Origin of the sequence: Blautia argi (assembly GCF_003287895.1) — a bacterium.
GTDB classification, from domain to species: Bacteria; Bacillota; Clostridia; order Lachnospirales; family Lachnospiraceae; genus Blautia; species Blautia argi.
The window spans coordinates 2,233,884-2,248,436 of record NZ_CP030280.1; the positions used below are offsets into that span (position 1 = coordinate 2,233,884).

The following is a 14,553-nucleotide window of genomic DNA, read 5'->3' on the forward strand; positions in this document are numbered from 1 at the left end:
CCTGCCTGCTTTCTATCCCTCTACAATCAGATACTGTCCGTTTGGCAGAGGAAAAACCTCGCTTGCGTCCTCCAGTTCCTCCATGGACATATCCTCCACATCCATACCGTTTTCTTCAAAATATTCCCTGACTTCCTTTAAAGAATCCACAACAACTGCCATGCAATCCTCTAAAAATGCTTCTGCCTCTTCTTCGGTTTCTGCCACAGGCTCGGTAAAAAGCTGCTCCTGATTTCTCAAAAATGTTAAAATGCACTCTTCGCTGTATTCATTCATACCAATTTCCTCCCTGTTCTATTATTTTTTCCAATACCGCTTCCACGGTTTGAGCGGTTCTTCCTGCTGTCTGCCGAACTTCCTTCTTGGCGCTGCCCACTGCAAAGCCATAGGCGACCTCCTGCAACATTTCCAAATCATTAAAGTTATCCCCAAAAGCTGCACATTCCTCCTCCGTTATGAGAAGATGTCTTTTCAGCACCCGAATCCCATTGCCCTTATCTGCACTCATAGGCATCATATCCAGCCAGGAAAGCCCTGAGGTCACCACAGTTGCTCTGTCCCCAAAGGCTTTTTTCCAAAAAGGTGCAATAAACTCTGCACTGTTTTCCTCATATACGGAAATCTTAATCATATCCTCAGGTACCTGAAAAATATCCGGCAGAATGGTTGTGTTATTTTTCACAAAATCAATCATATATTTCCGGAAATCCTCTGTCTTTGGCTGCAGATAAACCGTTTTCTCTCCGGAAACTACCAGCTCTGCCCGTTCTTTCTTCAATATGCTATGCAGGATTTCCTCTGCCAATTCCCGCTCAAAAACATCTTTATGTAAAATTTTCCCTTTATAGACAACCATTGCCCCGTTTTCGCAAACATAGGCAATTTCGTCACAGACCGGTTCAAACAGCCGTCTGAGATTTGTATACTGTCTTCCGCTGGCTGCCACAAACAGAATTCCCATTTTTTTCAGTTGCTTTATCTGCTCTATCACGGTGTCAGAAAGGGTTCTTGCACCATTTTGGAGAAGCGTTCCGTCTAAATCACTGGCTATGAGCTTTATCATTTTTCTACCTCTCCTTTTCCTTCCCTTTTGCAAAATCCAGAATTTCACCGGGACGATCCACGATTTTATCCGCGTGATGCTCTTCCAGCTCTTTTCTTGGACGAAAGCCCCAGGTTACGCCTATGGTAAACATTCCCGCTGCCTTTCCGGTATCCATATCTGTATTGGTATCTCCGCAGTAAATACACTCTTTTGGAGAAATCTGAAATTCCTCTGCAATGGCAAGGGCTCCTACAGGAGAAGGCTTTCTCGGAATGTTCGCTGTCTGCCCCTGCACCTTGTGAAATCTGTCTTTTCCGAAAATTCTCTCCACAACTTCTACTGCTGCTTCATGTGGTTTATTAGAAAAAACAGCTATTTTGATCCCCTGCTCCTTTAATCCGTCTAAAAGTTCTAAAATTCCATCAAAAGGCTTTACATGGTAAAAAGGATTCTCTCCAAACCATTTCCGATACAAAACCCGCACTGCCTCATAATCCGCCTGCGCTCCTCCTGGAACTGCCTGCAGCATTCTTCTTACCAGCTCGTCAGCCCCGTCCCCTGCATAAAAGTTATAGGACTCTACCGGAAGCTCCTCCAGATGAAAATGCCGCAGGGTCTTATTTCCCACATAGGCGATGGACTCCACCGTATCTGCAATGGTTCCGTCCAGGTCAAAAATACAAGCCTTATACATGTCTTACCACTCCTTTATCTCTATTCCCAGCTTTTTGCATTCCTGATACAACCTTGCCAGGGGCAGGCCCACTACATTGTTGTAATCTCCGTGAATTTCTTTTATGAAAATTGCGAATCTCCCCTGGATTCCATAAGCGCCCGCCTTATCCATGGACTCTCCTGTTTCCACATAAGCCCGGATTTCTTCTTCTGTCATGGTATAAAAGCAAACCTGCGTTTTCTCATAAAAGGTATGGACACGTTCTGTTTTCCCTTCTCTTTCCATAAGGGTAACTCCGGTATAAACCTGGTGCTCCTTCCCCTGAAGCATACGCAGCATCTGCACGGCCTCTTCCTTGCCCGAGGGCTTTCCCAGAATCTCCCCTTCTGCGGCAACTACGGTATCTGCGCCAATAACCAGAACATCTCCTTTTGTTTTCATATAAATATCACGGCATTTTAACAGAGATAATTCCTCTACCGCCTCTCCCGGATCTGTGGCAGTTATGTGTTCCTCTGCCTGGCTTGGCTTTACAAGAAAAGGAATTCCTGCCTGCGACAGCAGTTCCCGCCGTCTTGGTGATGCGCTTGCAAGTATAATTTCTTTCATTGTCTGCTCCTTTTTTGCAGTATGAAATCTCTTCTGGTGTACTGCATAATAAAAGTATATCTTGACTTTTTGTGAAGCGCAACCTCTTTTTTGAACCCAGAAACGGTTCGAAGCCATATTACCGCAGCCCCTTATGCCGCTACAATCATTTTTTTCACCGGTCTGCCTCCTGAATATAGCTGTGCATAGACCTGTTCACATTTTTTGAATTTACGGAAGGTTTCTTTTGCCTCGCACTCATTGCAATATACTTTCCAGCAGCCGCAACACTTGCAGTTTCTTCCCTTGTTTTCCATAAATCCTTTTACGTCCTCCCTGGGATATCCCAGAAACAATCCGATTTCGTGGGGAAATTTTTCTCCGCTTAAAAGTCTTTCTTTCAGACAGACCAGAGCTTGCAGATACTGTTCATACACATATCCCTCTGCTTCCAGTATTTCCCGTGTTTCCCGACAGCTTAAATCCTGTATAAGACGGCTCTTTCTGTACACATAAAGAAGCGCCCTTTTTTCATGAAAACGCATAACCATAAGATCCAGTCCCTTTTCCCGGAAAACCTGCTGCCACTTCTGCAAGGTTTCCTTTAATTCCTCCATGCTTTCCCAGGGATACCAGAAAAGGTTTGCGGTCTTCAGCCCCCGCAAGGGTAGGCGCACTGTGTCGAATCAAAAATTCGTCAAGCATGAATCACACCTCCCTTAATATCCTCCAAAACAGACTGCAGCGCAGCCGTACTTGCCCTGTGTATTCTCACAATGGGAATTTTATTTCGTTTGGCCTCCTGGGAGGCATTCATCACCATTTTGTGAGAAACCGTATTGGTAAACATTAAAAGCAAATCCGGACACCCCATTTTTTTCTTAATAGAACCATGTTCCTTTACAAACACCTTTGCCTTACACCCATAATTCTCACAGAGATTTTCATATCTGGTTACCATTCGTTCATTTCCTCCGATAATAATTACAATACTCATTTCTTCTCTTCCTCCTGTTACTATTCTTCCATATTTTTTCGCCTTCATACCACTATTTAATTAGTCAAAACTAACCTATTATCAAAACGAAAGCAATGAAAAACAGAATTACAGAATTTCTTTGCCTAAATTAGTTAAGACTAACTTTTTTTATATTTCTATCATACGGATTTCTTCTATTCTGTCAATAGTTTTTTGGGAATTTTAGATAAAATTAATGAAAAAACCTCTTTCTTCTCCTTATAAAAAGGATTATAATGGAGAACATATAGAGTATGGAAGTAAAACTCAGAAAGGATAAGAGTATGGGAAATTTCGGAAAAAAACTTTTAGGTATGGGCGCTTTAGGCGCAGCAGCCGGAGCTGCAGCTTATTATTTTATGAAAAAGAAAAATGAGAACCCGGATTTACAGGAAGAGTTTGCTGATTTTCAGGACAACTTAAAAGAAACAGCTGCTTCTGCTGCAGGTGTGGCTTCCACCTTCAAAAAAGTCATGGAAAAATCTGTGGATGAGGCAGTAAGCAAGGTCAAAGAACACACAGATGATTTTCTTGATGATGATATTTTTGAAGAAGAGGATTTTACTGACGCAGTAAAAGATGCGGTTGAAGATACCGTGAAAGATACCGCAAAAAAAGCGGAGGATATCAAAAAAGAGGTTAAAGAAACAGCAGAAAATTTCACACAGGAGATAAAGGACGCTGTGCAGAAAGCAAAAGAAGAACCGGAAGTATAATCCGGTATACCAAAGAGGGAGGATATAAAATAATGAACAACCAGTTATTTGAACAGGCAAAAAACGATGATATTCTGTCAAAGGAGCTGATTTCTTTTCTTCTGGAAACCATGGAATACAATCGCCTGAGCTTTATCAACGATGCTGTAGAGATTTTGAAAATTCTGAAAATCCGAATTGAGCGCGGAGATAAAATTACAGATGCGGTTTCTCACCAGATTTACAATCTGCCGGACTTTAAAAGCTTTGTCCGTGAGCATTTCTCTTCTTATGTTTACAATGAAGTCTTTTCCTCAAAAGGAGAAAAAAGCTATTTCTGTCTGGAACCTTGCGAGGGTGGTTATGAGCTGGTTCTCTCTGATAAGGATAGCAAGGTGTACAAGTGGATTTCCAGCCTGAATGAGAAATTTTCTCTGGTGTATATGATAGCCACAAAAGTTGTGTACATAAAAAATGTAAAAGCGAAAACTTATGCTCCGTTTTTATCCTCCAACGGGAAATACTGCCGCTATGATGAAAGCGTAGGGAAAATTCTGGAAATCTGATATAAAGAAAAAAGGGGATCCCATGGAATTTCAGTCACAGGATACCCTTTTTCTATTTATTTTCTTCTATTTTCTTTAAAATATATCTTTTATACTTCAAAAATTCCTGTGTCAGATTAAAATCCTCTGACCTTGGCTTTGGTTCTTTGATAACAAGCTCTTCTGTGATTCTTCCCGGATTTCCTGTGAGGAGATAAATCCGGTCTGCCAACAAAATGGCTTCGTCTATATCATGAGTGATAAAAATTGTGGACAGATGAATCTGCTCCATAACCTGAAGATACCATTTGTGCATAGCGCTCTTGGTCAGGGTATCCAAAGCAGAAAAAGGCTCATCTAAAAGTGCGATTTTCCTGGAAAACATATAGGTTCTGAGAAGGGCTGCTCTCTGTCGCATACCTCCGGACAGTTGAACCGGATATTTTTTCTGAGTACCCTCCAGCCCAAATTCCTGAAAATAAGGCTGTACCAGCTTTCTCGCTTGTTTTTTCTTCTCTCCCCTGATAATCAGGGGCAAAGCCACATTATCCTCAATGGTGCGATAGGGCAGAAGCAAATCCTTTTGAAGCATATAGCTGACCTGCCCCGGCCTACCTGTAATGTCCTCACCGTCTAAAAGCACCTGCCCGCTGTCTGGCTTTAAGATACCGGAAATCACATTAAACAGTGTCGTTTTGCCTCCTCCGCTGACTCCCAGAAGTGCAACCAGTTCCTTATCCCCCAGATGAAGGGACACGTTTTCTAAAACCCTTTTGTCTTCAAAGGTTTTTGTCACATGGGAAACCTCTAGCTGTGCCATATCTGATGCCGCCTTTCTCTTTCTTATTCCGGAAGATAGTCATTGGAAAATCCTGCATTCTCCGGTATTTTTGCTTCAGAAAGACCGTTTTCATTCAGCCAGTCATAAAAGGCATTCCAGCGCTCCGGATCCATATATCCCCAACGCTCCTCCTCTGCCTTATACTGGTCTGCCAGGTATTTCTGGCTTGCCTTCACCAGTTCGCTGTCCAGCTCCGGTGATGCCTTGCAGAGAAGCTCTGCTGCCTGTTCCGGTTCTTCAATAGCAAATTCATATCCTTTTTTTTACTGCTCTTAAAAACGCTTTTGCCGCATCGGGATTTTCCTTTAAAAAGTCATTATTAGCAATAATAACAGGCGTATAATAGTCAAACACTGGATTGAGATCCTTAAAGGCAAAATAATCGGTATCCAGCTTTGCCACCTCTGTTGCCACGCCTCCCCAGGCATAGAACACCCAGATTGCGTCCACAGATTTTGTCTTTAATGCGGAAACCTCATCAGTCACTGTGCTTGGAATCAGCTCTACCTTACTGAAATCACCGCCATCTCCTTCTACAACATTCTTCATCATGGCCTTTTCGATAGGCGCGTCCCAGGTGGCATATTTCTTTCCTTCCAGTCCCTTTGGGGAATCCATACCCTCTCCCTTTCTGGAAATAATACCTGAGGTATTGTGCTGCACTACGGCTGCTATGGCAGTATTGGGAAGAGCATTCTCTCCGGTCACCCCCGGCGCCATGGTATCCTGAAAAGAGATGCCAAGCTGAGCTTTCCCGGAGGCAACCAACGCATCTGCCCCATCCTCCGGCGGCTGTACAATCTCCACATCCAGTCCCTCTTCTTTAAAATACCCCTTTTCCTCTGCCACATACAGTCCCGTATGATTGGTATTGGGCGTCCAGTCCAATACAAAGGTCAGTTTTTCTTCTTTGCTCTCTTTATTATCCTCTGTTCCTGCTGCTTGACTGCTGCTTTTACAACCGGTCAGGACTGCAAGCATGGTCACACACAGAGCTGCTGCTAACCATTTTTTCTTCATCTGTTTTTCTCCTCTTTCTTATTTGACATGCTCCCAGGGCATGGATTTTCTCTGAAGAAACTCCACCAGCTTCATAAGCAGAAGACTGATAATGGAAATCAGAAAAATCACGGCAAACATTTTATCATAGGCAAATGCCTTTTTTACTCTGGTCATATAAACGCCAAGTCCGCTGAAGCCACCCAGCCATTCTGAAATCACAGCGCCTACCACAGAGTAGGACACGGAGATTCTGAGGCTTGCAAAAAAATGACTTCTTGCACCCGGAAGCTTAATATAGCGGAATATCTGAAATTCCCCGGCGCCCATGGAACGCATGAGATTTATCATATCCTTATCTGCAGACCGAAAGCCGTCCAAAAGCCCCACAGTAATCGGAAAAAAGGTTACCACTACAATGAGAATTACCTTTGGAAGCATTTCATATCCAAACCACAGTACCAAAAGAGGTGCAATGGCGACTGTGGGGATGGTCTGTGTCAGAACAATCAGGGGATAAAAGGCCTTGTATACCTTATCGAACCGTTCCATAATTACGGCCATAAGAAAGCCCACCGAAATTCCACAGAAAAGTCCCAGTGCAGCCTCTAAAAGAGTTACTCTGGCATGTTCCATTAAAAGTCTGAAATCTCCTGCAAAGGCTTTCACCACATCAATCGGCGACGGCAGCATAAAATCAGGAATCAGCCCTGCCATGGAAACTGCCTGCCATAAGATAAGAAGCACTGTCACTGCGGACACTGTCCAAAATTTACTGGTGGTGTTTCGTAACTTTTCTTTCAATACTCAGCACATCTCCTTCCGGCTTATAGCTGACCTTGATGTAAGCAGCTACAGACGGAGCTCCTGCTTTCACTGCAATATGCTGACATTCCTTTACAATGTCCATAAGCTCATCATAGTCCCCTTCAATCGTGGTTTCAAAAGGTCCTACATAATAATTGTTTCCTGTGCTTTTGATGTAGGCAATCACCTCATCAACAATACGGATTAATTCCTCGTCGTCCTTTGCCTCCGGCAATGTCTGAATTGCTACACTTGCGTTCATCTTGTTTTCCTCCTTTGTTTTAGGGTATAAAGAAGAATCTCGCCTGTGAGATTCTCCTATGAAACAAAAAATCCCTTCAGGGATTACCTGATGGGATTTACGTCTGTATCTGAATCTGCAAATTTTACAAACTGCTTCCTACGCCGGCATTATCCGAATCAGGTATGAGGGTCTAAAACGAATCTGGTTTTATTCTCAGCCGGACTTTCTCCAGCTCCCCTTGCAATGTTCAGTTTACTGTATTTACGGTTTTCTGTCAACCTCTTTCCTTCTGTCTTCTGTTTCTTCGCAGGACCAGATTTTCTTAAGCTTCTGCATGGCTTCTGTAATCTCCTCTTCTGTCAGACAGGCATAACCCAGAAGCACTTTTGCACCCGGATTTCTTGTTTCTTCTCTTAAATCTATGGCATATTCGGAATATCCGTAAACCTGAATCTCTGCTTTTTGCGCCCGCAGCACAGCCTCTTTTTCAGTGAGTCCGTTCACAAATTCCACAGTAAGATGCAGACCTGCATGTTCACCCGTAAAGGTACAGATATCCCCCATCTCCCGCAGTGCCCGTACCATGCAGTCATGCTTTCCCTTGTACACAGCCCGCATACGGTTTAAATGCCGCTCATAATATCCTTCTTTCAAAAACAGCTCCAGAATTTTCTGGTCTGTCCTTGACACAGTAACAGCAAAAGGACTCTTTCTGTCAGCATAGATCTTTGCCAGAGAATCCGGCAATACCATATAACTGACACGGATTGCAGGTGCAAGAGATTTTGAAAAAGTTCCCATATAAATTACCCTTCCGTTTGCATCAAAGCCCTGGAGGGCAGGTATGGGCTGCCCACGGTAACGAAATTCACTGTCATAATCATCTTCAATAATATACCGCCCTTCTGTTTCCCTGGCCCATTCAAGAAGTGCCATGCGGCGTTTCAAGGGCATTACTGTGCCTGCCGGAAACTGATGGGAGGGCATCACATAAGCGATTTCGGCCCCGGATTTTTTCAGTGAGGCAATGCTCATGCCGCTACTATCCTGAGAAACAGCCTTTACCTCATATCCAATATGAAGAAAATCATAGTAAGCATTCAGATAGGTATGGCTTTCCATTGCCACCACCTTCTCTTTTCCCAGAATTGTACCAAGCAGCATAAGAAGGTAATCATTTCCCGCTCCAATGAGAATCTGCTCCGGGCGGCAATGCATACCCCTTGCCTGATACAGATATTCTGCAATTGCACAGCGAAAACCATATTCTCCCCAGGGGTTTCCTGGCTGAAACAGCGCGTCTTCCTTTTCAGAAAGCACCTGTCGGGTAAGCTTTTTCCAGATATTATGGGGAAAGCTCCCAACAGAAATGCCGTTTAGGGCAAAATCCCAGCGACAGGTCTTTACTCCTGTGTCCCTGCACAGCTTTTCTTCTTTTCCACATGCAGGCGCTGTATTCTCTTTCCCGGAAACGTAAAGGCTTTCTATCTCACAGATATAATAACCCTTACAGGGAACAGACTCCATATACCCCTCTGAAACCAACTGCCCGTATGCCAGATCCACGGTACTGCGGCTGACAGATAAACACCTTGCCAGAGCTCTGGAGGAAGGCAGCCGTTCCCCTGGCTTTAAATCCTTTTGCTGTACAGCATTTTTAATATACGCGCAAATCTGCTGATAAATGGGAAGTTTGCTCTTTAAATCCAGCGGAATCAACAGTTCGTTCATCTTTATTTTAATTTAAAGGAGCTCTTTAAGGATACAATGCGGTTAAATACCGGCGTACCTGGCTTGCTGTCATGGCAGTCTGCACAGAAAAAGCCGTTTCTCACAAACTGGAAGCGGTCATAAGCCTCTGCCTTTCCAAGCTCCGGCTCTACCAGACATCCTTTTACAACCGTCAGAGAATTGGGATTTAAGTTCAGACTTCCGTCCTCTTTGTTGTATACGCCCTTTTCTTCGTCCACAATATTTTCATACAGACGGCATTCTGCCTCTACTGCTGTTTCTGCACAAATCCAGTGAATGGTTCCCTTTACCTTTCTTCCGTCCGGAGAATTTCCCCCCTTGGAAGCCGGGTCATAGGTACAGTGAATCACAGTGACATTGCCGTTCTCGTCCTTTTCGCAGCCTGTACAGGTTACAAAATAAGCGTTCATAAGACGCACTTCATTTTCCGGATAAAGACGTTTGTATTTCTTTACCGGAACCTCCATAAAGTCTTCTCTCTCAATATACAGCTCTCTTCCAAACGGCACCTGTCTGGTTCCAAGCTCCGGATTTTCCATATTGTTGGGCACTTCCAGATACTCGATTTCCCCTTCCGGATAATTGTCAATCACCAGCTTCACCGGGTCTAAAACAGCCATCATACGAGGCGCTTTCATCTTTAAATCCTCTCGGATACAATATTCCAGCATTGCATAATCCACAGAGCTGTTTGCCTTTGATACGCCGCAAAGCTCTACGAATTTCTGAATGGATTCCGGTGTGAATCCACGTCTTCTAAGAGCCGCAATGGATACCAGGCGAGGATCGTCCCAGCCATCCACAATACCGTCCTCTACCAGCTTTTTAATGTAACGCTTTCCTGTTACCACATTGGTCAGATACAATTTTGCAAATTCAATCTGCTTTGGTGGGTGAGGATATTCCAGTTCTGTTACCACCCAGTCATAAAGCGGTCTGTGATCTTCAAATTCCAGAGTACAGATAGAATGTGTTACTCCCTCAATGGCATCTTCAATGGGGTGTGCAAAGTCATACATAGGGTAAATGCACCATTTATCCCCTGTGTTGTGATGTGTCATGTGTGCCACGCGGTAAATAACCGGGTCACGCATGTTGATGTTCGGAGAAGCCATGTCGATTTTGGCACGAAGCACTCTGCTGCCGTCCTCAAATTCACCATTTCTCATTTTCTCGAATAATTCCAGGTTTTCTTCCACGCTTCTGTTGCGGTAAGGGCTTTCCTTTCCAGGCTCGGTAAGCGTTCCTCTGTATTCTCTGATCTCCTCTGCTGTCAAATCACAGACAAAGGCTTTGCCCTTTTTAATCAGCTTTACGGCAGCCTCATACATCTGCTCAAAATAATCAGATGCAAAGTACAGACGGTCTTCCCAGTCTGCACCCAGCCACTTGATGTCTTCCTTAATGGATTCTACAAATTCTACCTTTTCCTTTGTAGGATTGGTATCATCAAAACGCATATTAAATTTGCCGTTATATTTCTGTGCAAGTCCGTAATTTAATAAAATAGACTTGGCATGTCCGATGTGCAGGTAGCCGTTTGGCTCCGGCGGAAAACGGGTGCAGATTTCCTCGTATTTTCCTTCTGCCAGGTCTTTTTCAATAATCTGTTCAATAAAGTTTTTAGAAACGGTTTCTTTTGCTGTTTCTTTTTCCACTTTTTCTTCCTCCATCTATTGTAGTTTCTTCTGTATAGTCTAAGGACTATACTACCATAATTTTTTATTTTTTCAAAGGCTTTGCTTTTATTTTTTTCAATTCAGTCCAAAATCATAAAGTTTGCCGTTGCTGTGGCAATCAATTTCCCCGTCTTTTCAGATTTACACTCTGCCGATACATTGCAGATGCTTCGTCCTGCGCGGTCTGCCTTTGCAGTTACCAAAAGGACGTCCTGCGCCATGGCAGGGGACAGATAATTCAGACTCAGATTAATGGTGGGAATCCTCTGACTTTTGCTCACACTTCGCACCAGAACCCCACAGGTAGTGTCAACGGCTGTGGCAATCAGTCCTCCGTGCATGGTTGCCATGTGATTTAGTTCCCACCTCTGTACCGGGAAGCGCAATGTCACGCTCCTTTTTTCATAACTGCAAGCATAAAATTCTATCTGCATTTTGCTGTATAAATGATCCGGGTCTTTGGGATAAAGCCGATCCATGCTCTCCCTTATCTCCTGCTCCATTTCCCGGTTTCTTTCGTTTTCCATGTCCTTGTTCCTCCTTTATAAACGTGTTTTAATACCGTACTTCCAGCAGAGTCAGCCCTCTTGCCGGGGCTGTAAAGCCTGCGTTTTTTCTGTCACAGCTTTCCAGAAGCGCTGTCATGGTTTCCGATTTTCTTACTCCTCTTCCCACTTCAATCAGCGTTCCTGTAAGAATTCTTACCATATTATAAAGGAAGCCGTCCCCAGTGTAGGTTATGCAAATTTCCTGCTCTGTTTCCTGTATCTCAATACAATGCAGCGTCCTTATGGAAGACTTTTTCATCTTTTTATTTGAACAAAAACTTTTAAAATCATGGGTTCCTTCTAAGAATCCCGCAGCTTCTCTCATAGCGTCAATATCCAGGTTTTCATGAAGGGGGCACTGGTACTTCCGTTCAAATACATTTTTATGAAAGCCCGCTGCTATTCGATACTGGTACACCTTTTCTCTGGCATTTAACCGGCTGTGAAAACGCTCTGCTGCCTGACGCACCTGAAGAATTTCAATATCCTCCGGAAGATAATGATTCAGATACGCACAGATTTCTTCACAGCTTTTGTCTGTATCCATATGAGCGTTTGCCACCTGTCCCCTTGCATGGACGCCTGCATCTGTCCGCCCTGCACCCTGTATGGTTACCGGCGTTTCACACATGCGGGACAGTACGTCTTCTATTTTTCCCTGTATGGTATTGTCCGTGTCTTTCTGCTTCTGCCAGCCGCCGTAGCGGGTGCCGTCATACTGTATATCCAAACGATAATTCAATGTGTTTTCGCTCCTTCCTAAATAGTGATTATAATAGCACAGGGGGCTTTTGGCGTCAACCAAAAGCCCCTCTGTGCTTCCTTTATTCTAATCTGAATTTTTTAATCTTATTTCAGCAGATACACGTCTGCATAGTTCACACCCAGAGCGTTGGCTTTCTCATGGTCATTGACATAAATATCAATGCGGTTATCTTTAATGGCACCGCCGCAGTCTTCTGCCGTGAAAATATGACCATTGATAATCACCTGCGTTCCATAAGGAATCACGTTTGGGTCTACAGCAATGGTCTGTCCCTCAATAACCGGTGTGCCTGTTGCCGTAATTCCTGTTTCCACATCGCAGCAAAGCTCACATGCACAGTAATAGGTCAGCTTAAAGTTTCCTAACAAATCACCATACATTTCTTCCGTTGCATTGACTTCTGCAATATCTCCGCTACCGTATACGGTCTGTGTATCGTCCAGAATCTTAGTTGCCCATACTGCGCAGCCACTGTTTACATCATCAGATACAATTCCGTAATTGGTTCCCTTTGCCTCAATGGTTTTGCCATCTCCGGCATACATAACCACATGGAAAATATATCCGTCCTTTGCATAGAAAATCAAATCTCCGGGCTGTGCATCTTCTACCGGAATCTTGGTTCCGTACTGTGCCTGGTCTTCTGCCACTCTCGGCAAATCATAGCCATATTGCTTATAAATGCTCTGCACAAAACCGGAACAGTCCGCTCCGTCTGTCAGGCTGGTACCGCCCCATACATATGGATTTCCAATAAACTGAGAGGCAAATTCCACAATGGACTTTCTCACTTCCCCACCCGGAATACCGGATTTAACGGAAGTCAGGGTGTAATAACGGGCCTGATTTTCTTCTGGATCCACCTGAATCTCTGCTGTGGTATAAGCATCCTCGCCGTTCTTTTCTACCTCTGCTTTTACTGCTTCTTCCACATTGAGATATTCACGGCTTACAAATCCACGGACATCACCGGATTCTATGTACACCCAATTCTGGCCTTTTTCTGCAATAACATAAACCAGACTTCCCCTTTTCAGCGTTCCTACAATACGACTGTCTGTTCCCTTTCCTTCTCTCACATTGAGCAGACTTGCTGTTGACAATGCATAATCTTTTTCCACAACCGTCTGATTTACTGTGGCTCTCAAATGCAGAAAAGCTTTATTCTCCAGATAAGGCACCAGCTCCTGTGCCACAGGTGCAGTTCCTTCGATTCCTGTATAGGTTTTCTTTTCCTTTTTCGCTTTTTCTTTTGCCTGCTTCTGATATTTTTCCAGAATCTTCTGTGCTTCTTCTCCAGTAAAGACAGCATCTGCTTTTACAAAGCCTCTGACTTTGCCGGACTCTACATAAATCCAGCCGTCCTCTTCCTCTTTCAGTATGTAGCATACGCCTTCCTTTGCCAGAGTCCCCACACTGCGGGCTTCTGTATTCATTTCCTCTTTGATTTCCAGATTATCCTTGGCAAATGCGTATTTTCTTGCCACTGTCCAGAAACGGAAATCCTCTACCAGCTTTGGAACCTCGTAAATCTGCTGATTTGCAACCAGCTCTTCGTTGGTAGAAGGCGCTGAAATATCATCAGCCGCAATCTGGGGAGAACCATTTTCCAGAAGAATCACAAAGCCGTTTTCATCTAAGACATAGTGGTGTCCCTCCGGCAACTTGTAGCCTGTTCTCTGCTCATACTGCTCCGGGGTTTCTCCCTTTGGCGCTTCCGGCTGGTCTGCTTCTATCTCTGGTGTGCCATCTTCCAGAAGAATCACAAAGCCGTTTTCATCTAAGACATAGTGATGTCCCTCCGGCAACTTGTAGCCTGTTCTCTGCTCATACTGCTCCGGGGTTTCTCCCTTTGGCGCTTCCGGCTGGTCTGCTTCTATCTTCGGTGTGCCATCTTCCAGAAGAATCACAAAGCCGTTTTCATCTAAGACATAGTGATGCCCCTCCGGTAGCCTGTAGCCTGTTCTCTGCTCATACTGCTCCGGGGTTTCTCCCTTTAGCGCTTCCGGAGTTTCTGGTGTTTCCGGCACTTCCGGCTGCTCCGGGGTTTCCGGCACTTCCGGCTGCTCCGGGGTTTCCGGCTGCTCCGGGGTTTCCGGCTGCTCCGGGGTTTCCGGCTGTTCTTGAGGGGCTTCAGGAACAACTGGATTTTCCGGCTCCTCTGTATTTTCCTGTGTATCCTCCAGCAACAGAGGTTCTGATTCCATTTCCGTATTGTCTTCTGTCTGCACCTGCACATCAGCTGCATATACATTAGCAGGAACCGCCAGTGTAAATGCCATAGATAATGCAAGTACCCTCTTTAGTTCTTTTAATTTCAATCTTTTTTCCTCCAAAATATCTAAGGATC

Annotated in this window: 17 protein-coding genes, 1 pseudogene and 1 riboswitch; of the genes and pseudogenes, 2 read left to right on the top strand and 16 right to left on the bottom strand. The window is 44.3% G+C overall.

What is annotated here, in order from left to right; genetic code table 11:
• Positions 1–12: 12 nt before the first annotated feature.
• From DQQ01_RS10875 to DQQ01_RS10900, 7 genes are all read right to left on the bottom strand, one after another.
• The gene (locus tag DQQ01_RS10875) at positions 13–276 is read right to left on the bottom strand and encodes a glyoxalase (RefSeq protein WP_111920062.1); all 264 of its coding nucleotides are present in this window, start codon (positions 274–276) and stop codon (positions 13–15) included.
• On the bottom strand, positions 269–1,063 hold the full coding sequence (locus DQQ01_RS10880; protein WP_111920063.1) for an HAD family hydrolase: 795 nt from the start codon (positions 1,061–1,063) through the stop codon (positions 269–271). The genes DQQ01_RS10875 and DQQ01_RS10880 overlap by 8 nt, the downstream gene beginning before the upstream one ends.
• A gap of 4 nt (positions 1,064–1,067) precedes the next feature.
• Positions 1,068–1,739 (bottom strand): HAD family hydrolase, encoded by a 672-nt coding sequence (locus DQQ01_RS10885; RefSeq protein WP_111920064.1) that lies wholly within the window; start codon positions 1,737–1,739, stop codon positions 1,068–1,070.
• A 3-nt stretch (positions 1,740–1,742) separates the two neighbouring features.
• Positions 1,743–2,330, bottom strand: a complete 588-nt coding sequence (locus DQQ01_RS10890) for a Maf family protein (protein ID WP_111920908.1) — start codon at positions 2,328–2,330, stop codon at positions 1,743–1,745.
• A gap of 131 nt (positions 2,331–2,461) precedes the next feature.
• Complete coding sequence (locus DQQ01_RS10895; RefSeq protein WP_242980340.1) at positions 2,462–2,926, bottom strand: DUF3793 family protein; 465 nt, start codon at positions 2,924–2,926, stop codon at positions 2,462–2,464.
• Positions 2,841–3,014 (bottom strand): hypothetical protein, encoded by a 174-nt coding sequence (locus DQQ01_RS16630; protein ID WP_242980342.1) that lies wholly within the window; start codon positions 3,012–3,014, stop codon positions 2,841–2,843. Before DQQ01_RS16630 ends, DQQ01_RS10895 begins: the two co-directional genes overlap by 86 nt.
• Positions 3,007–3,306, bottom strand: a complete 300-nt coding sequence (locus DQQ01_RS10900) for a DUF2325 domain-containing protein (protein WP_111920065.1) — start codon at positions 3,304–3,306, stop codon at positions 3,007–3,009. Before DQQ01_RS10900 ends, DQQ01_RS16630 begins: the two co-directional genes overlap by 8 nt.
• Positions 3,307–3,581: 275 nt before the next feature.
• Between DQQ01_RS10900 and DQQ01_RS10905 the strand changes: the two genes are divergently transcribed.
• Both DQQ01_RS10905 and DQQ01_RS10910 read left to right on the top strand, forming a co-directional pair.
• A complete protein-coding gene (locus DQQ01_RS10905; protein ID WP_242980344.1) occupies positions 3,582–4,043 on the top strand; it encodes a hypothetical protein in 462 nt (153 codons plus the stop codon).
• A gap of 32 nt (positions 4,044–4,075) precedes the next feature.
• The gene (locus DQQ01_RS10910; RefSeq protein WP_111920066.1) at positions 4,076–4,588 is read left to right on the top strand and encodes a hypothetical protein; all 513 of its coding nucleotides are present in this window, start codon (positions 4,076–4,078) and stop codon (positions 4,586–4,588) included.
• A gap of 52 nt (positions 4,589–4,640) precedes the next feature.
• Here the strand turns inward: DQQ01_RS10910 and DQQ01_RS10915 are convergent, their stop codons facing one another.
• The 9 genes and pseudogenes from DQQ01_RS10915 to DQQ01_RS10955 form a co-directional block, all read right to left on the bottom strand.
• Positions 4,641–5,387 carry an ABC transporter ATP-binding protein gene (locus DQQ01_RS10915; RefSeq protein ID WP_111920067.1) on the bottom strand — a complete coding sequence of 249 codons (747 nt, stop codon included), beginning with the start codon at positions 5,385–5,387 and terminating at the stop codon, positions 4,641–4,643.
• A gap of 23 nt (positions 5,388–5,410) precedes the next feature.
• Positions 5,411–6,428, bottom strand: a pseudogene (locus DQQ01_RS10920) (ABC transporter substrate-binding protein).
• Positions 6,429–6,446: 18 nt separating this feature from the next.
• Positions 6,447–7,211 carry an ABC transporter permease gene (locus tag DQQ01_RS10925; RefSeq protein WP_111920068.1) on the bottom strand — a complete coding sequence of 255 codons (765 nt, stop codon included), beginning with the start codon at positions 7,209–7,211 and terminating at the stop codon, positions 6,447–6,449.
• Positions 7,180–7,476: a thiamine-binding protein gene (locus DQQ01_RS10930; protein WP_111920069.1), complete on the bottom strand. Its 297-nt coding sequence runs from the start codon at positions 7,474–7,476 to the stop codon at positions 7,180–7,182. Before DQQ01_RS10930 ends, DQQ01_RS10925 begins: the two co-directional genes overlap by 32 nt.
• Positions 7,477–7,595: 119 nt before the next feature.
• Positions 7,596–7,707, bottom strand: a riboswitch (TPP riboswitch).
• Between the two features lie 12 nt (positions 7,708–7,719).
• Positions 7,720–9,189: a MocR-like pyridoxine biosynthesis transcription factor PdxR gene (gene pdxR, locus DQQ01_RS10935; RefSeq protein WP_111920070.1), complete on the bottom strand. Its 1,470-nt coding sequence runs from the start codon at positions 9,187–9,189 to the stop codon at positions 7,720–7,722.
• Between the two features lie 2 nt (positions 9,190–9,191).
• Positions 9,192–10,883, bottom strand: coding sequence for a glutamine--tRNA ligase/YqeY domain fusion protein (locus DQQ01_RS10940; protein ID WP_111920071.1), 1,692 nt, complete (start codon positions 10,881–10,883; stop codon positions 9,192–9,194).
• Positions 10,884–10,969: 86 nt separating this feature from the next.
• Complete coding sequence (locus DQQ01_RS10945) at positions 10,970–11,416, bottom strand: PaaI family thioesterase (protein WP_111920072.1); 447 nt, start codon at positions 11,414–11,416, stop codon at positions 10,970–10,972.
• A gap of 28 nt (positions 11,417–11,444) precedes the next feature.
• Positions 11,445–12,179, bottom strand: a complete 735-nt coding sequence (truA, locus tag DQQ01_RS10950) for a tRNA pseudouridine(38-40) synthase TruA (protein WP_111920073.1) — start codon at positions 12,177–12,179, stop codon at positions 11,445–11,447.
• Positions 12,180–12,286: 107 nt separating this feature from the next.
• Positions 12,287–14,524, bottom strand: a complete 2,238-nt coding sequence (locus DQQ01_RS10955; protein ID WP_242980345.1) for an NlpC/P60 family protein — start codon at positions 14,522–14,524, stop codon at positions 12,287–12,289.
• Between the last annotated feature and the right edge of the window lie 29 nt (positions 14,525–14,553).